General features: G+C 44.0%; 24 protein-coding genes. 3 read left to right on the top strand and 21 right to left on the bottom strand.

Annotated elements, in window-relative coordinates:
• Positions 1–24: 24 nt before the first annotated feature.
• Both OS173_RS07385 and ssb read right to left on the bottom strand, forming a co-directional pair.
• On the bottom strand, positions 25–1,194 hold the full coding sequence (locus tag OS173_RS07385) for an ATP-grasp domain-containing protein (protein WP_267183632.1): 1,170 nt from the start codon (positions 1,192–1,194) through the stop codon (positions 25–27).
• A gap of 108 nt (positions 1,195–1,302) precedes the next feature.
• Positions 1,303–1,767 (bottom strand): single-stranded DNA-binding protein, encoded by a 465-nt coding sequence (gene ssb / locus OS173_RS07380; RefSeq protein WP_267183631.1) that lies wholly within the window; start codon positions 1,765–1,767, stop codon positions 1,303–1,305.
• Positions 1,768–1,970: 203 nt separating this feature from the next.
• On the opposite strand from ssb, the gene OS173_RS07375 reads away from it, so the two are divergent.
• On the top strand, positions 1,971–2,486 hold the full coding sequence (locus OS173_RS07375; protein WP_267183630.1) for a GspH/FimT family pseudopilin: 516 nt from the start codon (positions 1,971–1,973) through the stop codon (positions 2,484–2,486).
• Between the two features lie 30 nt (positions 2,487–2,516).
• On the opposite strand, the gene OS173_RS07370 is transcribed toward OS173_RS07375, so the two are convergent.
• Positions 2,517–2,843 carry a HesB/IscA family protein gene (locus tag OS173_RS07370; RefSeq protein WP_267183629.1) on the bottom strand — a complete coding sequence of 109 codons (327 nt, stop codon included), beginning with the start codon at positions 2,841–2,843 and terminating at the stop codon, positions 2,517–2,519.
• A gap of 128 nt (positions 2,844–2,971) precedes the next feature.
• A complete protein-coding gene (locus OS173_RS07365; RefSeq protein ID WP_267183628.1) occupies positions 2,972–3,373 on the bottom strand; it encodes a phasin family protein in 402 nt (133 codons plus the stop codon).
• Positions 3,374–3,472: 99 nt separating this feature from the next.
• On the opposite strand from OS173_RS07365, the gene OS173_RS07360 reads away from it, so the two are divergent.
• The gene (locus OS173_RS07360; protein WP_267183627.1) at positions 3,473–4,243 is read left to right on the top strand and encodes a hypothetical protein; all 771 of its coding nucleotides are present in this window, start codon (positions 3,473–3,475) and stop codon (positions 4,241–4,243) included.
• A gap of 57 nt (positions 4,244–4,300) precedes the next feature.
• On the opposite strand, the gene lpxC is transcribed toward OS173_RS07360, so the two are convergent.
• The 15 genes from lpxC to mraZ form a co-directional block, all read right to left on the bottom strand.
• Positions 4,301–5,212: a UDP-3-O-acyl-N-acetylglucosamine deacetylase gene (lpxC, locus tag OS173_RS07355; protein WP_267183626.1), complete on the bottom strand. Its 912-nt coding sequence runs from the start codon at positions 5,210–5,212 to the stop codon at positions 4,301–4,303.
• Between the two features lie 219 nt (positions 5,213–5,431).
• Positions 5,432–6,604, bottom strand: coding sequence for a cell division protein FtsZ (ftsZ, locus tag OS173_RS07350; protein WP_456085706.1), 1,173 nt, complete (start codon positions 6,602–6,604; stop codon positions 5,432–5,434).
• Positions 6,605–6,635: 31 nt separating this feature from the next.
• On the bottom strand, positions 6,636–7,862 hold the full coding sequence (ftsA, locus tag OS173_RS07345; RefSeq protein WP_267183624.1) for a cell division protein FtsA: 1,227 nt from the start codon (positions 7,860–7,862) through the stop codon (positions 6,636–6,638).
• On the bottom strand, positions 7,859–8,605 hold the full coding sequence (locus tag OS173_RS07340) for a cell division protein FtsQ/DivIB (RefSeq protein WP_267183623.1): 747 nt from the start codon (positions 8,603–8,605) through the stop codon (positions 7,859–7,861). The genes ftsA and OS173_RS07340 overlap by 4 nt, the downstream gene beginning before the upstream one ends.
• Entirely contained in the window at positions 8,598–9,497 is a 900-nt protein-coding gene (locus OS173_RS07335; RefSeq protein ID WP_267183622.1) for a D-alanine--D-alanine ligase family protein, read from the bottom strand. The genes OS173_RS07340 and OS173_RS07335 overlap by 8 nt, the downstream gene beginning before the upstream one ends.
• A complete protein-coding gene (gene murC / locus OS173_RS07330; RefSeq protein WP_267183621.1) occupies positions 9,490–10,917 on the bottom strand; it encodes a UDP-N-acetylmuramate--L-alanine ligase in 1,428 nt (475 codons plus the stop codon). The genes OS173_RS07335 and murC overlap by 8 nt, the downstream gene beginning before the upstream one ends.
• Positions 10,914–11,960, bottom strand: coding sequence for an undecaprenyldiphospho-muramoylpentapeptide beta-N-acetylglucosaminyltransferase (murG, locus tag OS173_RS07325; protein WP_267183620.1), 1,047 nt, complete (start codon positions 11,958–11,960; stop codon positions 10,914–10,916). The genes murC and murG overlap by 4 nt, the downstream gene beginning before the upstream one ends.
• Entirely contained in the window at positions 11,957–13,132 is a 1,176-nt protein-coding gene (ftsW, locus tag OS173_RS07320) for a putative lipid II flippase FtsW (RefSeq protein ID WP_267183619.1), read from the bottom strand. The genes murG and ftsW overlap by 4 nt, the downstream gene beginning before the upstream one ends.
• A 2-nt stretch (positions 13,133–13,134) precedes the next feature.
• Complete coding sequence (gene mraY / locus OS173_RS07315; protein ID WP_267183618.1) at positions 13,135–14,217, bottom strand: phospho-N-acetylmuramoyl-pentapeptide-transferase; 1,083 nt, start codon at positions 14,215–14,217, stop codon at positions 13,135–13,137.
• Entirely contained in the window at positions 14,214–15,557 is a 1,344-nt protein-coding gene (locus OS173_RS07310) for a UDP-N-acetylmuramoyl-tripeptide--D-alanyl-D-alanine ligase (RefSeq protein ID WP_267183617.1), read from the bottom strand. Before OS173_RS07310 ends, mraY begins: the two co-directional genes overlap by 4 nt.
• A complete protein-coding gene (locus tag OS173_RS07305) occupies positions 15,554–17,050 on the bottom strand; it encodes a UDP-N-acetylmuramoyl-L-alanyl-D-glutamate--2,6-diaminopimelate ligase (protein WP_267183616.1) in 1,497 nt (498 codons plus the stop codon). Before OS173_RS07305 ends, OS173_RS07310 begins: the two co-directional genes overlap by 4 nt.
• Positions 17,043–18,761 (bottom strand): peptidoglycan D,D-transpeptidase FtsI family protein, encoded by a 1,719-nt coding sequence (locus tag OS173_RS07300; RefSeq protein ID WP_267183615.1) that lies wholly within the window; start codon positions 18,759–18,761, stop codon positions 17,043–17,045. Before OS173_RS07300 ends, OS173_RS07305 begins: the two co-directional genes overlap by 8 nt.
• On the bottom strand, positions 18,758–19,027 hold the full coding sequence (gene ftsL / locus OS173_RS07295; protein ID WP_267183614.1) for a cell division protein FtsL: 270 nt from the start codon (positions 19,025–19,027) through the stop codon (positions 18,758–18,760). The genes OS173_RS07300 and ftsL overlap by 4 nt, the downstream gene beginning before the upstream one ends.
• Positions 19,024–19,938, bottom strand: coding sequence for a 16S rRNA (cytosine(1402)-N(4))-methyltransferase RsmH (rsmH, locus tag OS173_RS07290; RefSeq protein WP_267183613.1), 915 nt, complete (start codon positions 19,936–19,938; stop codon positions 19,024–19,026). Before rsmH ends, ftsL begins: the two co-directional genes overlap by 4 nt.
• A complete protein-coding gene (gene mraZ / locus OS173_RS07285; protein WP_267183612.1) occupies positions 19,938–20,402 on the bottom strand; it encodes a division/cell wall cluster transcriptional repressor MraZ in 465 nt (154 codons plus the stop codon). Before mraZ ends, rsmH begins: the two co-directional genes overlap by 1 nt.
• A 348-nt stretch (positions 20,403–20,750) precedes the next feature.
• Between mraZ and OS173_RS07280 the strand changes: the two genes are divergently transcribed.
• Positions 20,751–21,290, top strand: coding sequence for a hypothetical protein (locus OS173_RS07280; protein ID WP_267183611.1), 540 nt, complete (start codon positions 20,751–20,753; stop codon positions 21,288–21,290).
• Between the two features lie 347 nt (positions 21,291–21,637).
• On the opposite strand, the gene OS173_RS07275 is transcribed toward OS173_RS07280, so the two are convergent.
• Positions 21,638–22,117 (bottom strand): hypothetical protein, encoded by a 480-nt coding sequence (locus tag OS173_RS07275; RefSeq protein ID WP_267183610.1) that lies wholly within the window; start codon positions 22,115–22,117, stop codon positions 21,638–21,640.
• Positions 22,118–22,270: 153 nt separating this feature from the next.
• Complete coding sequence (locus OS173_RS07270; protein ID WP_267183609.1) at positions 22,271–22,573, bottom strand: YybH family protein; 303 nt, start codon at positions 22,571–22,573, stop codon at positions 22,271–22,273.
• Positions 22,574–22,589: the final 16 nt, after the last annotated feature.

Genomic DNA, 22,589 nt, shown 5'->3' with positions numbered 1-22,589 from the left:
TATTTGGTAGCAAATTGATGTTCATCAATCTTGCTCAATTTCAACAGGGTTTGTACGACACAGTTTACTTATGTCTTTGCTCACATCGTCGTATTGATCGGCACTGAAAAAACAACGCCCGACGCTTTCACCGACACCATCTCGCGGTTTAATGCGGTCGCCTTTTGTAACTTTGATGGTGGCTTTGGACAATGTGGGATAGTCAGTTTTATTGGGCAAAGTCACGGTTTTAACGATACCTTCGCCGGGATGCAGTAAAACAGCGCCACAAGTCCGAACAGGATTAGCCGGTAAATTTTCGACCGGCAGGCCCAGCTCAATTTGTACGAAAACCTCCCAGGGATCAAAGTCATAGGCACACTTGATTAATTCCATGATATATCCGCCCGGCGGTCGCAGTGCCACTTCACCGAACAACTGACCTTTTTTATCACGATAATATTCAAGATGAGTTAAGCCCCACTTTATATTGAGTGATTTAATCACCTGAGTATTCAAAGTCCGAATAGCTTCTAGTTCAGCTTCCGGGTAACCGGCGGGAACAATATTGGCGACTTTATTGGTGTGGTATTCGGTGATACTGGAAAAGATAATTTGGCCATTTTCAATAAAAGATTCGATACTGCCTTCAGCGGCATCAATAAATTGTTCATATAGTCGCTGAGTTGCCAGTAGTGGGCGTAATTCTTCAACTGTTTTTACTATCACAACATTACGTCCACCGGAATTCTTGCGGTCTTTAACAACCACAGGTAACCCAAGATTTTTGACCAATGATTCTGCTGTTATGCCCTTACGGTGAGTGACAAAGGCAGCCATGGGAATATCGTGTTCGCTCAGGTATTCTTTCATGGCCATTTTGTCGGTACAACGATTCAACAAGGCTTTTGAAGAACTTCGGGCATTGTAAATTCGCCTTAAAACGGCAGCCGGAAAAACCCCCGATTCGGTACCGGCGATGACATGGCTAGGGGTATTTTTTAGGCGTAACCCAATCATGCTTAAATCGTTATCATCTAGGGCTTTATCTATTTGAGCAAAGGCCACGATGAGAACCTCATCAACACCGGGCGGTGTTATTTTAATGGGTTTCTCAGTCACAATCGAATAGGGAACTCCTTGTTGATAAAGGGCTTTGGCTAATTGCTGACGATAGCCGGTCATTAAAATAAAATGTGATTCTTTAAAGCTCATGTCACCTTTAGGTATATTGTTACAACCTTAAAAATAATAAGGCAAAAAAAGAACCCCTCAAGGACAAGGGGTTCAAATTTATGGTTATAGGATTAATGATGCTTACCTCTAAAAAGGTATTTCGTCGTCAAAATCATCGTAATTCGGACCGGAGTCGTTCTGGTTTTGATTCTGATTTTGTTTATTGCCTTTTGGTGCTGATGGCATGTTTCCACCACCCATACCACCACCTGGGCCGGAGCGTCCGCCAAGCATTTGCATTTCATTCGCCATAATTTCAGTGGTGTAACGATCCGCCCCAGATTTATCTTGCCATTTGTTGGTGCGAAGTTTGCCTTCTATGTAAACTTGGGAACCTTTTTTAAGGTATTCTCCGGCAATTTCCGCTAATCGGCTAAAAAATACCACACGGTGCCATTCAGTGCGCTCTTGTTTATTACCGTCTTTATCGTTCCAGGCTTCGGTGGTGGCCACTGATATGGTGGTAACCGCCGCGCCGGCCGGGGTGTAGCGGACTTCAGGATCCTGGCCTAAATTTCCCACTAAGATGACTTTATTGATACCTCGTGCCATGTGTTTTTCCTGATTAAATAATCGACAATTATAGAGTCGTTATTATACCTGTTCAAGGGACAATCGACCATCTGTACCATCGTTTATATAGACAACTGTAGGAAAATATTGACAAGCTTGTCAGAAAATATCGGCAGATGGTTAGTTTTAAAACGCGCATAATTTAAACACACTCGTTATCAAATCAACATCAGGGAGGCGTTATGTCACACAAACCATCAGGATTTACTTTAATTGAAATGATGATTGCATTGGCAGTTATTACTATCTTAACCGGCTATGCAGTCCCTAATTATCAAGCATTTAAGCACAATAAAATAATGACCACAGAAATCAATCGTCTGATTAGCAGTTTACATTTTGCACGTAATCAAAGCATTATTTACGGTAGCCATGTTATTTTATGTCCCAGCGTATCATTGAAAGAATGTGATGCAGACAGTTTTTGGCACAAAGGTTGGTTGGTTTTTAAGGATGATAATCAAAATCGTCAACTGGATAATAATGAAATCATTTTAACCACTGAACAAGCCATGCAAGAATCATTGAAAGCGGTGGCATCTGTTTACCGCCAGAAAATTCGTTATGATCGCTTAGGATCATCACCGGGAACAAATCTATCGATTCGTTTTTGTGATTTGCGAGGTGACGATCATGCTAAGACAGTGATTGTCAATAATGTCGGTCGCCCACGGGTGGCTGAATCCGGTCAATGTTAAACAGAAGTCGGGTTAAATGAGAAACCGAGATTAATTGGTGGTGAAACTCTCACCACAACCACACGAGCCCGTGGCATTGGGGTTTTTATAAACAAAAATTTGATTAATGCCTTGTTTCTCATAATCGATGGTGGTGCCTTTGACTTTGTCTAAATCTTGTCGCGGCACAATCAAGGTAATTCCACGGTCTTCAAAAGTCGTGTCATCATCCTGTTTATGATGTGCAATACTGACATCGTAGCCCCATCCGGAACAACCCATTTTTTTAATTTTCACGCGAAAGCCTATGGCGTGTTCATCTTGCTGTAAAAAATGTTGAATACGATTGGCAGCTTGTTCTGTAAGTTTTAGGGACATTATTCTAAAAAAATTGGAGTGACCTTAAGATGATGCTTATTGTAACATTTTCAAGGGAAAAAAGGCTCACAAAAAAAACAGCAACCATCCTTGGCTACTGTTTGGGGGACAAGGTATTAATCAACGATTTAGGCTGATGTTTCGATTTTTTCTAATTTTTTGATTTCTTTGGTTAATGCATCAATTTTTTTGCTGAGTTTGTCCATGTCTTCACCGGTTGGAATATCCAGTTTATGTAATGCATTTTCCACGCGGGCTTCAAACATTCTCTCAATTTTCTCAACTTGCTCGTTGGCATAGGCTTTTAAGCCTTTGACTTTCTTTTCTGCCAATTCAGTGGTTTCATTCACTGATTTTTTAGATTTTTTTTCAAACTTTTTGCCTTCTTTAATCAGTTGGTTGTAAAACTTCTGACTTTCTTTAGAGCTTTTTGAGTACACTTTAACGGCTTCTTCTTGAGCCATTGATACGGCACCCATACCGGCTAAGTAAATATTTTTGGCTGATTCTTTAACTTGGTTCGTATTCATTTTTTGATCCTCACTTGATTGTGTTTTTTAACTAATATGGGTATCATAATCAATGTCTATAGAGTAAACACACTAAACACGGATAATAGAATAAAAATTATGAAAATAAATGAATGGCACCCCACCGATCCTGCTTTTACCACAACCTTAACAAAGACAGATCTGAAGAATGTTTGGAAACATTTACATGCCGCTGACTTAGCTGCTGTTCCCTCCGGTGATTTGTTGGATGCTTGGCTGGCTTATCATAATGGCGACTTCGCTGAAGCTGTGCGGTTAGGCCGATCTTTAGGCAGCAAGGGTTTGCCGGTGGTTATTCGTGCAGTTGTGGCATACACCGATTATGTCTGTGAAGATGATAAAACCTCCGAGCGTTTACTCCATTTGGCTTATGAATACGGTATTGAAACCAGTGAAGGTGCTCATTTTGATTATAATTGTGAATTTACCACGGCAGTGGCTATGGGACGATACTCACAAACCATTTCTATAACCAAAGCCCTGCACCAAGGATTTGGCGGAAAAATCAAAAAACGCTTAGCAACCGTACTTGAACATCAACCGGATCATGCAGAAGCACATATTGCTCTGGCACTTTATCATGCCGAGGTAATTAATAAAGTGGGGGCTACCTTGGGTGGCATTACTTACGGTGCGAAGAGTAAAACTGCCTTGGAACACTGTGAAAAAGCATTGGCATTGGCAGCAACCCCCATTAATCTGATTGAAGCCGGTAATGTTCATATTTTACTGAAGGCTAAAGATGCGGTGTCAAGAGCCACGCAACTTTACCAGCAAGCTGCTGAGATGGAACCATTGGATACGGTGCAAGCGCTTGATATCGATTTTGCTAAATCACAACTCGATTAAAACTTAACCACCGGATCAGAATAATACCGATGTGCAACATTTTAGTGATAAGATCTATTAAGAAGTGAGATAACTGGGTAACATCTCTGTGGGTCGGTCTTTTTTGCCTTCAAAAGTCACCAACTCATAGGCGGATTCATCAGCCAGTAAAGCCCGAGCCAACTCGTTATTTAAGGCATGACCTGATTTATAACCGTGAAATGAACCGATGATGGGGTGACCCAATTGGTAGATGTCACCTATGGCGTCTAAGAGCTTGTGTTTAACAAACTCAGATTCATACCGTAAGCCATCATTATTGAGTACCCGATAATCATCCAAAACGATGGCATTATCCATACTACCGCCTAAACCAAGGTTATGACTTCTCAGCATCTCAATATCACGCATGAAACCAAAAGTACGGGCGCGAGACACTTCTTTGATAAAAGATTGACTGTTTAAGTCAATGTCGGCATAACGACAATGGTCTTCAAAAGCCGGGTGATCAAATTCAATCTCAAACGAATAGCGACTGCCATTACCGGGTTTCAGCAAGGCATACTTATCTTCCATTTCGATTTTGACTTCTTTTTTTATCTTTATAAATTGACGGGCTGCTTTTTGTTGCTTGATACCGGCAGACTGTATTAAAAACACAAAAGGCCCGGAAGAACCATCCATCACCGGCACTTCTGAAGCACTTAAATCCACATAACAGTTGTCAATGTTCATGCCGGCAAAAGCCGCCATTAAATGTTCAACGGTACCCACTTTTACGCCATTTTTAACCAATGTAGTTGACATACTGGTTTCGCCCACATTGAGTGCATTTGACTCAATGGCCACGGGTCGTTTGTAATCAACGCGTCGGAACACAATGCCGGTATTAACGGGTGCGGGTTGTAAAGTAATGAATACTTTTTGGCCTGAATGAATGCCTACGCCGGTGGCGCGGACAGTATTTTTTAGTGTTTGTTGTGCAATCATATAAGACTGTATGCTGCCTTTAAAGGGTCAATTTTTGCCGATTGTATCATAAATCACTCATCTAACAAGTGTTTTGTTGTTTTAAAACAACGTTTGTGACATTTAAGCGACAAGTCACATGGGGTGCAGCGGGAGGTACGCCCACACCCCAGTAACCAATCGAAACATCAGTTATGGTATCTGACAAAATAACAATCACATTCGATTTAAAACCGCCACTTAATCCAACTGGTTTCTTAAAAACGTTGGAATATCCAAATAGTCATCGGACTCTTGGGCACTGTCATCACCCCTGAGTTTATCGATGACGGCATGACCGGTATTTTTTGAAGCGTTGTCATCATCTCGGGTGGCACGTAATGGTTGCTCAGGCTGATTATTGGTGGCTTCACGAACAATCTCAACAGCTTTGAATTGTTTTTTCTTGGCCGTTTTATTTAAACCCGTGGCAACCACAGTCACACGAATCTCATCTTTCATTTCCATATCAATGGATGTTCCGACCACCACAGTGGCCTCATCAGAGGCATATTCTTTGATTAAATCACCGATTTCATCGTATTCACCAATGGTGAGATCCATGCCTGCAGTGATATTCACCAGTACACCATTGGCGCCGTGCATATCAATGTCTTCGAGTAAAGGTGAATTCATGGCCAATTCAGTGGCAGCCGCAGCGCGGTCATCACCTTTACCGGAACCGGAGCCCATCATCGCCATACCCATTTCACTCATCACAGTGCGTACGTCGGCAAAGTCAACATTCACGAGTCCGGGACAAGTGATTAGTTCAGCAATGCCTTGTACCGCGCCTTGTAATACATCATTGGCCGCTTTAAAGGCGTTGAGCAAGGTCACATCACGACCAAAGTGGGTAAGCAGTTTACCATTAGGAATGGTAATTAAAGAGTCCACATGCTGCTCTAAATCCTGAATACCTTTGTTGGCCACATCCATTCGACGCTTACCTTCAAAAGGAAATGGTTTGGTCACCACGGCCACCGTTAAAATACCCATTTCTTTCGCAATTTGGGCAATCACGGGGGCTGCACCGGTTCCGGTTCCACCGCCCATACCGGCTGTGATAAAAACCATGTCAGTGTCTTGTAAGCTTTCTTTTAAACGCTCAGTGTCTTCCAAAGCGGCTTGTCGACCGACTTCAGGATTGGCACCGGCGCCTAAGCCTTTGGTCACATTTTGACCGATGCGGATCACATTTTTGCAGTTGGTTTTTTCCAATGCCTGCATATCGGTGTTGGCGCAGATAAATTCAACACCATCAATATTGGCATCCACCATCTGTTGCACCGTGTTACCACCGCCGCCACCAACTCCAATCACTTTAATGACTGCGCCGATGCTATCGTTTTCCATTAATTCAAACATATCAATATACCTCCAAAATTACTTTTAATTTCAGCGATTAATAATCGCCCAGAAACCACTTTTTAAATTTATGAAGCCAGGTTTCTGACTCCGTAAAATTATCGGCAACAAAATCACTGTTGCTACCATATTGCAATAACCCGACGCCCGTGGCATGGACCGGATTATTGACAACCTCTTTTAAACCGGTGACACCCACCGGCACGCCCAAACGGACGGGCACATGAAACACCTCTTCGGCCAGCTCCACAGCCCCTTCCATACGGGCAGCACCGCCGGTTAACACAATACCGGCAGCAATTAAATCGATGTAGCCGCTGCGTTGCAGATCGGCCTGAACTAAACTGAATAATTCTTCATAACGCGGTTCCACCACTTCTGCCAGTGTTTGACGTGCCAATCTGCGTGGTGAACGATCACCGACACTGGGCACTGAAATGGTCTCTTCAGCCGACGCCAATTGACGCAACGCACAGGCGTATTTCAACTTAATGTCTTCAGCATGTTGGGTTGGTGTTCGCATTGACACAGCAATATCATTGGTGACCTGATCACCGGCAATGGGAATCGTCGACACATGGCGAATGGCACCTTGGGTAAATACCGCGATATCGGTTTTTCCGGCACCGATATCCACCATACAGACACCCAGTTCTTTTTCATCTTCTGTTAATACCGCGGTGGCAGAAGCCAGCTGCTCCACAATTAATTGATCAACGGACAAACCACAACGCGCAACACATTTATTGATGTTTTGAGAGGCACTGTCTGAGCCGATAATCAAGTGAACCCGCGCTTCTAATCGCACGCCGGACATGCCCACAGGATGACGGATGCCATCTTGTCCATCAATGACATATTCTTGCGGCAAAACATGTAGCACTTTTTGATCATTGGGAATGGCCACCGCCCTGGCGGCATCCAAGACTTTTTCCACATCAGTCTTACTGACTTCTTTATCTTTAATGGCAACGATGCCATCAGAATTAATGCTGCGAATATGACTGCCTGAAATACCGACAAACACCGACTGAATTTCACAACCGGCCATTAATTCCGCTTCTTCAATGGCGCGTTTAATGGACTGAACGGTTGATTCGATATCAACCACCACGCCACGTTTTAAGCCCCGTGATGGTGATGAACCGATGCCCACCACTTCCATGGAGCCATCACCGTGAACTTCACCGACAATGGCCACCACTTTTGACGTGCCAATATCTAAACCGACCTGTAATTTACTGTCATTTTTCTTAACCTTCATGAGCTGACCTCCTGATCTTGAAGCTGAGCTGGTGATGGTTGCTGTTCATTGTTTCCGGGATGCCATTGCACCACGTAGCCATTACTGTAACGTAAGTCAATACGCTGCGGTGATTGTTGACTGGTACGCACCATGGACTGCCAAGTGTCGGCTAACCGCAAAGCACGTGCCTCTTGCTGCTCATTGCCCAAATTTATTTGCAAACCGTTGCGCAACTCCAGTTGCCACCCACCACGCTGACTAACTTGTGCGGTGGCTATTTCATGACCTACCGGCTGTAACAAACGATTAAACCGGATAAACATTTTATAAATTTGATCCGCCTGGTTGTCCGGTGCATAGAGTTTTGGCAAACCGGCAACATCATCAATACGTTCCACATCAAACAACTCACCACGCTGATTAATTAATTGACGATCGTTCCATATGGCTTTGGGTTGATGTTCAACCAAAGTAACTTTTAAACTATCAGGCCACTGTTTCACTACATGGGCTTCACGCACCCAATTGAGTGACTTCAACGCATTTTTGACTTGATCAGTATCCAATCTAAAAAAAGACCTTTCTCCGGTTTTTTTCACCACCAATCTAACTTGCTCGGCAGTTACACGTTGATATTCTGCTGCCACTTCCACCTGTTTAATTTCCCAACGCTCAGAATGTATCAAACCACTCATTAATGCTGACACCAACAGCAGTGTCAACAGACTGAAAATCAAAATGAGCTGCGCAATCTTACTCATGATGCCACCCGGTTTTAATAATTTCAGCCACCAAACGGTTAAAATCCCAACCATGGACTTTGGCTGCTTTGGGCAACAAACTGGTGGCGGTCATACCCGGCGTGGTATTCACCTCCAAAAACCAGCGTCGTCCGGCTTCATCCACAATAAAGTCCACCCGGCCCCAACCTGAGATTTGCAAGGTTTCAAAAATTTGTTGGGTATCGGCCTGTAATTGTCTTTGCAAAGCTTTGGAAAAAGATGGCGGACAATGGTAGCGGGTACTGCTACTGTTATATTTAGCCTCATAATCATATAGCTCGCCGGCCGGTTCAATGCTCACCACCGGTAAAATATCCTTACCGACCATACCCACTGTACATTCTGTGCCCGATACATAGGCCTCCACCAAAACCTGATTCGTGAGGTTAAAGGCATGCTTCACCACATCGGCCAGGTCATCACTGTGGTTGACCTTGGTTAGGCCAACACTGGAACCTTCACTGGCGGGCTTAACAATCCATGGCCCTTCTGCCGCATCGATGATCAACTGTTCGGGTGAAGTTAATATTTGGAAAGGCGGTGTTAATATACCTTGCTGTGCCACCAAGGTTTTGGCAATGTGTTTATGCCAACTTAAGCAGGCACCCACATAGTCACAACCGGTATAGGTTAAACCTTCCAAGGCCAACCAAGCCGCCAATTGACCGTCTTCGCCATCGGCGCCATGCAACAAATTAAAAACCAAATCAATGTCATGTTTGGACAATGCCTTAAGTTCATTAACATCGTTAACACAAATTACCTCATAACCCAATTCCTTAATGGCAGCTGCCACCGCATGCCCGGAACTCAAAGAGACTTCACGTTCGGCACTGTGTCCACCCATAAGTAATGCAATTCGTTTAGTCATGATAGGCTCCTTGATTAACAACCATGGTTTGAATAACGGCACCGATGGACCCGGCACCAATCATCAGCACCACATCATTGGCTTTTAACAAATGCGCTAAGGTCTCCGGAACTTGTTCTATATCCTGAACAAAAATGGGATCCAATTTTCCTCGATTTCGAATGCTTCGGCTTAAATCCACCGCGCCAGCACCGGAAATTTCCTTTTCTCCGGCAGCATACACTTCACTTAAAACCAGCACATCGGCATCATTCAGCACATCACTGAACTCATCAAATAAGTCCCGCGTTCGGCTGTAACGATGAGGTTGGAAAACCACCACCAACCGTTGTTCGGGCCAGCCATCACGGCAAGCAGCAATCACAGCGGCAACTGCCGTGGGATGATGGGCATAATCATCAATCAACGTCAATTCACCACCAGCAGGTGCCGGAAGCCGGTGAATATTAAAGCGTCTGCCAACACCTGTAAATTGTGCCAAAGCGCGATTCATGGCAGCCGCATCCACGTCCAGTTCCAAAGCCACTGAAATGGCCGCTAAGGCATTGAGTACATTGTATTCACCGGGAATATTTAAACGCACAGACGATAACATTCGCTTACCTTCAAATTCGACATCAAAATCCATGAATTGATGGTGTTGTTGTATATTGACGGCACGCACTTGCGCATTTGGTGACATTCCGTATGTGATTTTATGGCGTGAAACCTTTTCAGCCAACTCTGCCACCCGCTCATCATCAACACATAAAACCGTGACACCATAAAAAGGCACCCGATGAATAAAATTATTAAACGCCTGATTCAATACATTTATATCATTATCAAAGGTGTCCATGTGATCTTCATCAATATTGGTAACCACCGCCATCACCGGCTGTAACAATTCAAATGACCCATCGGACTCATCAGCTTCTGCCACCAGGTACTCACCGGCACCTAAGCGGGCATGAGAGCCTGCCGCAGTTAATAAGCCACCGATAACAAACGTCGGATCTAATTTCGCTTCTGCTAAAATACTGGCAATCAAACTGGTGGTGGTGGTTTTACCATGGGTACCGGCCACCGCAATACCCACTTTGAAACGCATTAATTCAGCCAACATTTCAGCACGCGTTAAGACCGGCAAAGCCACTGCTCTGGCTGCTTTTAGTTCCGGATTATTACCCGCAATCGCCGATGAATAGACCACCACATCGGCTTGCTCTATGTGTTTCGCAAGATGTTCATGCATAACCGTCACACCCATGTTAACTAAGCGTTCTGTGGCCTTGCTTTGCTGTTGATCCGAACCGCTGACTTTAAAATCCAGGTTATGCAAAACTTCTGCGATACCGGACATTCCTGAACCACCGATACCGATAAGATGAATGCGCTGCATTCGTCGTGCAAATTTATGTTCGGGTGTTAAATAACTCATGCACCCACCTCTTCACAGATATCTGCCATGGTATTGGCCACATGCGGTTTATAAATGGCTTTTAAAGCGTCACGCATGGCCGCTTGATTCTGCGCATCAAACAATTGCTCAATGCGCGCTAATAGCTGTTGTTCGTCATCTTTTTCTGACCAAATTAAAGCCGCTTCATGGTTCACTAAATACATGGCATTTCTGGTTTGGTGGTCATCAACAGCTTGCGGAAACGGCACCAACAAAGCCGGAATATGCATGGCTGTTATCTCAGCCAATGTCAAGGCGCCGGCGCGCGCGATACAAACATCGGCCCAACTATAGGCTTTTGACATGTTATGTATAAAGTCATCAACCCTGACATTGTCCTTGGCATCGCCGTAAGCCTCTTTGGTGCGAACGGCATTTCCCTTACCGCACTGGTGCCAAATACGAATAACATCTTCATGTAAATATTTTGTTAGCCACTTAGGCAGTAGTCGATTTAAACTTTGCGCACCCAAAGATCCACCCATGATTAACACATTAAAAGGTTGTTTGGAATCGACTTTCTTTGCAGTCCGTGAAATGGATGCGCGAACTGGATTGCCCACCCATTGCGACTGATATAAACCGTTCAAATCAAAACCTGTGAGAACTTTATCAGCGTGTTTTGCCAACAAGCGATTGGTCATGCCAAACACACTGTTTTGTTCATGAACCACCAATCGTGTTCCACAAAAGCGCGTGGCCAATCCACCCGGCGCAGCCACATAACCGCCCATAGAAACGGCCACATCAATGTGTTCTTTCACCATAAAACGACGGGCTTGCCACATTGTTTTAAACAACGAAAAGGGTGTCGTTAATTTACGCATGATCCCTTTGCCACGCATGGGCTTAACAGTCAACAACTTCAATCGAATCCCATACTGCCTAACAATACGCTCTTCCATACCGCCTTTGGCACCTAACCAATAAATGGTGTGACCTCTTTTTTGCAACACTTTTGCCAGTGAAATGCCGGGAAAAATATGTCCTCCGGTGCCGCCGGCCATAATTACAAAATTCATGCGCTTGCCTCCTGCTTTGTCAACCTGAAATTCATTTTACGGTTTTCATAAGACACCCGAACCACCAACGCAATGGCAATAATATTCATCATAATGGCACTACCACCGGATGAAATAAACGGCAAAGTCAGGCCCTTGGTGGGCAACATACCTAAATTCACGCCCATACTTAAAAATGTCTGTAAAGCCAACCAAACCACAATGCCGGAGCATAAAAAACCACCATAAATTTGGCCATTGATAAAAGCCTGTCGTGAAATTTTAAAAATTCGCACAAACAGCAATATAAATAAACCCACCATCAATAACACACCCAAAAAACCCATTTCTTCGGCGTAAACTGCAAAGATAAAATCTGTGTGAGCTTCCGGTAAATAAAATAGTTTTTGAATACCGGCACCAATACCCACACCGGTTAACTCACCACGACCCACCGCGATTAAGGCCTGAACCAATTGAAAACCGGCATTAAAAGGATCTTGCCAAGGGTCAGTAAAGTTAACCAATCGCTTAACACGATACGGCTCTGCCCAAGCCAAAACCAACACCGCTGAACCACTTATGAGACCAATTAAAGTCAAATCGCGGTAACGGGCGCCAGCAATAAACACCATGATAATGGTGATTGCCATTAACAACACACCTGAACCAAAATCCGGCTGCACCAACAATAATCCCACAATCACTGCGGTCAATAAAATGGGTCGTAAAACACCCAGCATTGACGCTCTGATGGCTTCTTCATGTTTAACCACATAAGCGGCTAACGACATAATTAAAGCCAACTTAACTGCCTCAACCACCTGAAATCGAGAAACACCTAAATTCAACCACCGTCTGGCACCATTGACTTCAATACCAATACCGGGAATCATAATTAACACCAATAACACCATGGTGACAATTAAAGCCGGTCGGCTTAATCGCTGGAACCAAGAAACCGGAATATTGAGCACCGCCCAAGCGCCCATAAAGCTCATAACAATAAACAATAAATGTCGCTTCAGATAATAAAACGGATCGGATGTGGCGTTTTCAGCCACTGCCACAGAAGCTGACGCAACCATCACAATTCCGATAAACAATAAACTAAAAAATGCCGCACATAGCCAACCATCGACACCCACCCGGTACCAATGTATTTGTTTATTTTTGTTGGCTTTAGCAGTCATAATCAGCGTATTTTTAAAGTGGCTAAACCAACCAGAACCAAAATAATCGCGATAATCCAAAACCGTACGATGACTTTAGGTTCAGCCCAGCCTTTCAATTCAAAGTGGTGGTGAATCGGTGCCATTCTAAAAATTCGTTTTCCCCGTAATTTAAAAGACGCCACCTGTAAAATGACTGAAGCGGTTTCCATTACAAACACGCCGGCCATAATAAAAAACACAAACTCTTGGCGGGTAATAAAAGCCACCAAACCTAAGGCCGCCCCCAATGCCAAAGCCCCGACATCACCCATGAAAACCTGAGCCGGATACGCGTTATACCAAAGAAACCCCAAACCGGAACCAACCATGGCCGCGCAGAATATTGACAATTCGCCGGCTCCTGGCACAAAAGGTAAAATCAGATACTCACTAATAACTGCATTACCCGCAACATAAGCAAACACCCCCAATGCGGATGCCACCAACACGGTTGGCATAATGGCTAAACCATCTAAACCATCGGTTAAATTAACAGCATTACTGGCGCCAACAATGACAAAATATCCAAGCGGAATGGTCAACCAACCAAGATGCCAATTAAAATCAGTCACCATCGGCACCACCAGTTGTTCTCGGATGCTACTGTCTCCAAAAACAAACAAATACACCACAGCCAGTAACCCCACCAACGATTGCAACGAATATTTATAACGTGCTGCCAAACCGTCGGAATTTTTACGGTGAATTTTTTTGTAATCATCCAACCAACCGATTAATCCAAAACCGGTTATCACGAATAACGCCAGCCAAATATAGTGATTACTGAGATCAGCCCATAACAATGTGACCACACCAATAATGACTAAAATCATGGCACCACCCATAGTCGGTGTACCTTGTTTACTGAGATGACTTTCAGGACCGATTTCTCGCACCTGTTGTCCGATTTGTTTGGCTTGTAACCATTTGATAAATCGACCACCCAACATCAGCGAAAAAATCAAAGCAGTGAGTGCAGCCACCACCGCACGAAAAGTTAAATAGCCAAATACATTTAACCAGGAAAAGTGAGATTGTAATTGTTCTGCCAACCAAAATATCATGCTGCTGACTCCGCTAATAAAGCTTCTACTATGCGCTCCAATCGCATACCTCTTGAGGCTTTCACTAACACAGTTCCCGTTCGATCCAGTTTTTTATTTAAGGCTTCAATTAATTGTTCAGTTTGGCAAAAGCTATGACAAGCAGAGTCACCAAAACCCTGGCACACGGCATCTGCCCAGTCCCCAACTGCATAGACGTTTTCAATACCCATAATCTTCGCTGTTTCCCCCACTTTTTTGTGTGCCAATATCGCTGTTTCCCCCAATTCCAACATATCTCCACAAACCAATACCCGGGGTTTGGGGGATTGTTGCAACACGGATAAAGCTGCCTGCATAGAAGCCGGATTGGCGTTATAACTGTCATCAATTAATAAACCGCCTTGTTTAAAATGATGACGTTGTAATCGTCCGGCTTCAGGCTTAAAGTGACTTAATCCGGACGCTATGTGTTCCACAGAAAACCCGAGCCAATGGGCCATGGCCACCACTGCAGCAGCGTTCATTAAATTGTGTCCACCGGCCACCGGCAAACGTAAGTGGATGGTTTGCCCGTCAGACGTTTTTACTTGAACTGTTTCTTGTGAGTTGTCCATCAATCGATAATCGGCATCTTTGTGGCGACCAAATCGAACTTGGTTAACGCCATTTGGTATCGACCAACTATCATGATAATTATCATCGACGTTAATCACTGCTAAGCCGCCTGATTGAAGCGCCTGGTATATTTCACCTTTGGTTTTGGCAATGGCATCCAAGCCATTAAATCGACCCACATGGGCTTCACTTATGTTATTGACCAAAGCCACATTGGGTGGCGCAATTTCACACAAATAAGCGATATCACCGGCTTGTCCGGCTCCCATTTCCAATATCAAATATTTGGTTTCCGGTTTTAATGCCAATACGGTTAACGGCAAACCAATTTCATTGTTATAGTTACCCGCTGTTGCCTGTACCGAAGCTTGTTGTTTTAATACGCTATAGAGCATATTTTTTACTGTGGTTTTACCGTTTGAACCGGTGATGGCAATGACTTGTGCTTGACATTGTTGAAGCCAAGCACTGGCTAAAGCCGCCAAAGCTTTTTGTGTGTCATCACAAATCAATTGTGGCACCGACACTTCCACCGGTCGGCTCACTAACACCGCCACCGCACCGTGTTCAACCGCTTGTTGACAATAATCAGCACCATCGAAATGCTCACCCGCCAAAGCCACAAACAATTGTCCCGGTTGCACTGTTCTGGAATCCGTTGACACGCCTTTGATGCGAACATCCTTGCCCACCAATTGGCTATTAACGATGGCAGCTATTTGATGAAGTTGCATCTTGATCATGCGGCTTTCTCCAGCCACTTTTGTACCACCTGAAAATCACTAAATTCGTGGTATTGATCTTTTATTTGTTGGGTTGTTTCATGGCCTTTTCCGGCAATCAAAACCACATCACCGGTCACCGCCTTTAACAAGGCTTCTTCAATAGCCGTCTGTCTATTATGGATGATCTGCGGAGGCTTCTTCATGCCTAAAGCAATATCTGCCGTAATTTGAGCGGCTGATTCAAAACGCGGATTGTCATCGGTAATAATCACGCGATCGGCATAAGATTCAGCGATTCCACCCATTTGAGGACGTTTACCGCGATCACGATCGCCACCACAACCAAAAACACACCACAACTCATGTTGACAATGTGCGGCCAACGCGTTTAATACTTGCGCTAATGCGTCTGGTGTATGGGCAAAATCTATCACCACAGTGACTTGTTTATGGGGTAGATGAATGGTGTTCATGCGACCCGGCACCGGGTTTAACTGTGCCACCACAGTAATAATATCTGTTGCCTGAAATCCGGCTTCAGTGAGACTGGACATGACCGCTAATAAATTATCAACATTAAAACGGCCCAGCAGTTGCGTTGTTATGCGGTGTTGCTCATTATCATGGCGCCAATCAAAAGTGATGCCGACTTCAGACAATTCGACATTTTGTGCTGTGTGGTGATGTTTTATGTCATTGTTTTTTGTTTGTTGTTGACCATAAACACTGATTAAGTCTGCATTAATACCTTCTTTTAACCATTGACTTGCATAGTCATCATCTCCATTAATCACGGCATGGCGTAACGCATACTGCGTGAACAACTGTTGTTTTGCTTCACTGTAAGCTTGCATGGTTTGATGGTAATCAAGGTGATCTTGACTGATGTTGGTAAAAATACCGGTATCAATGCGCAAACCGTTCAATCGTCCTTGTACTAAGGCATGTGATGATGCCTCTATGCAAACATGCGTAATCCCTTGGTTTAACAGTTCAGCCAGGTTTGACTGAATGTGTAACGCTGATGGCGTGGTGTTAGCCAGCGGCTTTAATCTTTTCGCATCACCCAAACCCAAGGTGCCCATGTAAGCAGCGTTAACTCCAAAAGCTTGTAGCGCTTGAACCAGTAACCATGCAGTCGAGGTTTTACCATTGGTACCGGTCACCGCCATGATCTTCATTCGCTCACTGGGATGGTCAAAAAAGAAAGCCGCCAGTTTTCCTAATTGGCCACTTAATTGTTTAATTTCATAAACCGGAATAGTCACTGCCAGTTGTTTAATATGACTGTTGATCGGCGCTTCAGCAAAAATAGCCACTGCACCGTTTTGTTCGGCCTGTTCCGCAAACGCTATGCCATGCTTGTGATGACCTGACAAAGCCAAAAATAAATCACCGGACTTAACTTCCCGGCTATCGATGGCCAATCCTTTAATGTGTAAATCAACATGGGTGGTTTGACGCGCTTCCACACAATTTAACAGTTGGGACAACAGTTTATAGTTAGCCATGATTGTCCTCCACCTCTGTTGTCTGCTTATTATCAGCTGTTAACGGCACCTCATCCGCCGGCACATTTAATAAGCGTAATCCGGTTTTCATGACTTCAGAGAATAATGGTGCCGCCACCTGACCACCATAATAAGCTTCACCTTGCGGGCTATTAATATTCACAGCCACCACCAATCGCGGTCGATGAACCGGTGAAAAACCCACAAATGAAGCCATATAATTATCAGAATAGCCGCCATTTTCAGCAATTCTGGCGGTACCGGTTTTGCCGGCTACACTGTAATTGGATAATCCGGCACGGTGACCGGCATTGTCTGTGACCACATGCGACAACATTTCACTCACACTGGCCGCCATCGCCGGATCTATAATGGCACGTTCTTCATTGAGACTGTTTTTGATAAAAGTCGGCGCACGGTAACGACCGTCATTGGCAAACACAGCATACGCCGCCGCCAACTGTAAAGTCGTTACTGATAAATTATAGCCCCGGGATAAAGCCGCATGATCAACGGTTCGCCAGCGGTTATGTGGTGGCAAATAACCGGCAGATTCACCAATAAAACCACTACCGGTTGATTGTCCAAAGCCAAAACGATGATAAACATCCCACAAATGTTCTTTGCCTAAATCCAAAACCAGTTTAGCGACACCAATGTTGCTGGACTTAACCAAAATATCGACCAATGACAATTCACCATAATCACGGAAATCATGAATCACAAAACCATCCACCTCATAGACACCGGGTGAAGTATTAATGGTAGAAGCTCGGTCGAACTGCCCACTTTCCAAAGCCGCGACAATGGCAAATGGCTTCATTACAGAGCCCGGTTCATAAATATCCGTGACCGCACGGTTTCGCCAACCATTGTTATCTTCTTTACTGCCATTGGGATTAAATGAAGGCATATTAGCCATCGCCAACACTTCGCCGGTGCTGACATCCAACACCACCACTGAGCCTGATTTTGCACGGTGCTTATAGACCACTTTTTTCAGCGCCAAATAAGCGGCATACTGCAAACGTCGGTCAATACTTAAATATAAATCTTTACCCGGTTTAGGGGCTTTAATTTCATCCACATCAATATCAGCCACCGCATGGCCTAATAAGTCTTTAACCACAGTTTTCTTTCCGGCGACACCGGTTAACCAATTATCGTACGTCCGTTCCAAACCCTCCTGTCCTTGGTCCTCGACATTGGTAAAACCCACCACATTGCCAAGAATTTCACCGGATGGATAAAACCGTTTATATTCAGTGCGGAATTCCACGCCGGGCATGTTTAAAGCTTTAACCGCATCGGCCATCATGGGCGTTATTCGCCGCTTAATGTACAAAAACTGACGATCACTGCGGCTGGTAATAATTTGTTTTAATTCCTCAGCACTGAGCTGTAACACTTCTGCCAATTGTTCTACTTTTGAAAACTGATCAAGTAACTGACTCGGCACCACCCCCACTGACTGCATGGCTGTACTCAACGCCAGAGGCTCGCCATTGCGATCATAGATGGCACCGCGCGACACCGGCATTTCCACTTCTTTAACATGACGCATCTCACCCTGAGCTTGGTAAAACGCTTTGCCTTTTACCTGTATGGCAAAAGCGCGCACCACCACCACCGAAAAACCACAAAGCAATAAAGCCATCACCGCTAACATTCGCAGCTGAGTTCGGCTTATTTGTGACCCGGATTGTCTCATCGTTTTATGACCATAATCTGTTCATCTTCGGGCAATTTCATGCCCAATTCACTTTTCGCTATATGCTCTATGCGACTGTTGCTAACCAAAGTGGATAACTCAATTTGTAAACGCGCCCATTCACCATTGAGGCGGGTTTTTTCTTGTTCTATTTGTTGAATCGATGCAAAAACCTTGCGCGTTTCGTTTTGGCTATACACAAAAGCCACCAGCACCACTGCTAACAATACCGCTAAAACCAAGGTTATTATTGGTTGTGGATTCATAACCGTTTTGCCACCCTCATCACCGCACTGCGCGCACGGATATTCGCATCTACCTCGTAAGCTTTAACCGGTTTACCAATGATTTTTATGGTTGCTTGTGGCAAGTTATCCGGCATTATCGGCATCCGCCGATCTACTTTGATGGGTTTGGCTTGTTTTTTCATAAAGCGTTTCACCAAGCGATCTTCCAGAGAATGAAAACTAATCACCACCAATCGTCCACCGGCTTTCAACAAAGCCAGCGACTCAGGCAAACTGCGCTCAATTTGTCCTAACTCATCATTAATGTGAATACGTATGGCTTGAAATACGCGAGTGGCTGGATGCTTTTTGCTGTAAGCTTTATTCACCTCAGAAACCAAATCCGCTAATTCAGAGGTTCTGGTTAGCGGCTGATCGTCTCTGGCATCAATTATTTTCTGAGCAATGCGCCGTGCATTTTTCTCTTCACCGTAGCGCCAAAAGATCTGTCTCATCTCATCCAAACCTGCCACCGCCAACCAATCAGCGGCTGAATCACCACTGTGGTTATCCATACGCATATCCAAAGGACCATCTTTTTGAAAACTAAAACCACGTTCAGCCTGATCAATTTGCGGCGAGGACACGCCAAAATCAAACAACACCCCGTCATAAGTATCTGGAGATAACTGTTCAGTTATTACTGATTCAAAATCTCCGGCAAACACAGTAACACGCGAATCACTGTCAGCTAAATTTCCGGCCACCAATAAAGCCTCCGGATCACGATCAATGACATCCAAACGTCCTTGCGCATTGAGTTTTTTAAGGATTTCATTGGCGTGACCGCCACGACCAAAGGTGGCATCTAAATACCGACCCGAAGGATTAATAGCAAGTGCCTCTGTGGCAGCTTGCAACAGGACGCTTTGGTGCAATGACTGATTCATCACAACACCAATGACTTCATATCTTCAGAAACTTCTCCACCCATAGTCGGCACCTGATGTCGCTGTTTATGCAAGGCATCTTCATTCCAAATCTCAAACTTTTTACCTAATCCCAACATCACCACCCGCTTTTCCATGGAAGCCACTTGACGTAACGTTACCGGCAATAAAATCCGTGAACCTTTGTCCGGACTGAGGTGATATGCACTTCCCACCAATCTACGTTGCAGGGCACGGTGCATGGGATCAAAGGTACTTAACGCCATAACACTGTCTCGTACTTTCTCCCATTCCTTTTGTGGATACAGCCACAGCGAGTCATTTTCATAAGCATTATAGGTAAGAACCAAAGCATTTTCGCAGGCGTCAGCAATCGGTTCACGATACATTGATGGTATCGCCAATCGACCTTTTGCATCTAAATTTAGAGCCACTTCGCCGTAAAACACTACTTTATCCCACAATTATGTTACTAAAACCCACATTATTGCACTTTATGGTGAAACCAGTTTTAAGTCAAGCGGGAAATTTAAAAAATTGTTTGATTTCAGTAGCTTAAACAATATTTCACTTTAAGAAATAGCGCTAAGTGTTTGATTTTTATGGTTTGCGATTGTGTGATTAATGAGTAAGGTGTGGAGATTTTTTACACGAGAATCCGCATCATTGCAATGCAGAAAGGCAGTATAGCTTAAATACAACCTATTGCAAAGTCAGATAGTGAACTAACCCAGGCCGCTGATCAATATCTCCCTTTGAACTTCAATAATTTATCACGGTCACAGTTGTAAACAATCACCCATAAAAAATTCATGAAAATTCTATTAGCCACACTTGTTTTATTCTCGTTTTCTTCTAATGCGCAAAATTGCCAAGACCTCTATCAACAACACCTGAAAACAGACTTAGCGTTAAGTTACAAAGAATTTGACCAAACCATGGGCCAAGGCTTCAGGGCCTTACTGAAAGATGGTTTAAACTGCCATAAAGAAGTCGCCCAATTAATCGAGAAATACATCGAAGTCAACAATGCCACGCAAAGCTCCCTGCGCTGGCACGCTGCCCAATCATGGGGCCACGCCGGTGATTATAAAAAAGCCGTCAAATGGAGTAAAACAGTTCCCAAGAACTCAGAAAACTTTGAAGAAAACGCCCTGCGCTGGAATGATTTTGTCCTGGGAAACATAGCATTTTTTGAAAAAGACAAAGAAACGCTCACACAGCATCGCGATAAAGTCGCTGCAGCCAAAGATAACCACTTCGGTAACCAACTTAACACTAAATTCTTAGACAGTCTCATTAAAAACTTCAATGAGTCCTATCATTATGCCGTGAATCATATAGAACAATAACCATTTTAAGAATAGTCTGAGCAAAGCGATCAAAAGCGGGGCATTATTGAAGAACAACAATGTGTCTTGGTGAAGTTAGATTTCTATAATCTGGTTGAAGACAACTCGTCATTCCGGCTAAGCGAAACACATGGACACCGCCATCCTTGGCGGCGTCCACTCACGGCCTACGGCATTTCAATTAAGATTCTTGTGCTTCGCACAAACCGCTTAATTTACATTACCTGGCCTTCGCTCGGTGGCCTACACGGAAGTAGGTCTGCTACATTAGTTGCAACGGACGTAGCCGATATGACAACATTTGTTAGGATTTCTTCCAAATGCACCTCAGGTTAGTACATTGAAATCTATTTTGAATTTGACTCTGGACAGTAACCTTTATTCATTGAAGTATGATCGAAACTGTAATCTGGCGGCCAAGCTTGTCTATCATTCAATTGAATGGAGAATTCAAAGGGTCCTCGTTCACCCCATAAAACTTCATACGCTTCCCAATGTATTCGAAATGTGCCTAAAACGGCCATCACCAGAAAAACCACAAACAGACCAATACCCGTACAAAACCATTTATCCCGATAATTGCCAATATGCGAAGCAATAATTTCCCCCAACATCCAGCCTGCAAACAAGACAAAAACAACAATAAAAACCGAAAACAGACTAAACCCTGCTTTGTTTTCAGAAAGCCAGTTATACTCCATTGGTAGGCAACCATTAATCATAACGGTATACATAACCATCCATTCGTAAAGAAAAAACAGAATCAGAAAATAAGCCACCATTAACAAGGTGTTGCTCTCATTTGTTATTTTCTTGACAGGCTTCATTCAGTAAAATTAATTCAGGACATGTATCCATTATAATCACAATTTCCAATCGTGTAGGAAAATGTGGTCAGGAATTTTCTATCCCCATGTCAAATTTTTGATAGGAAAGGACCAATAAATGTAAGCATACTCATATAAACCTTGGCCTTCTTTCTACTCTTCCGCAGGCTTATTTGACATACCTCTGCTAAATCGCCACTGGCCATTTGCTGAACGGTGAAGCACTGAAAATGCCCGTTGTTTAACGATAACCGCCTCACCGCCATCATGCGGAATACGTTTATTACGTTCTAAGCCCCGCACAAAGGCCCGATCACCGCGCACAATCAATTCATGACAATCATAATCCTGAATAAATAAAAAATTTTCAAAAAAGGGTGCGAACGCATCTGCCAAAGCTTGCCGTCCGACGAGTGGCTCGGCACCATGTGTCCAAAATACTGCATCCGTTGTCACAAGATTGGTTCAGTAG

It is taken from the genome of Marinicella gelatinilytica (assembly GCF_026410405.1).
Lineage (GTDB): Bacteria > Pseudomonadota > Gammaproteobacteria > Xanthomonadales > Marinicellaceae > Marinicella > Marinicella gelatinilytica.
Note: the sequence above shows the minus strand (reverse complement) of the source record. Positions and strands in the feature narration are given on the sequence as shown.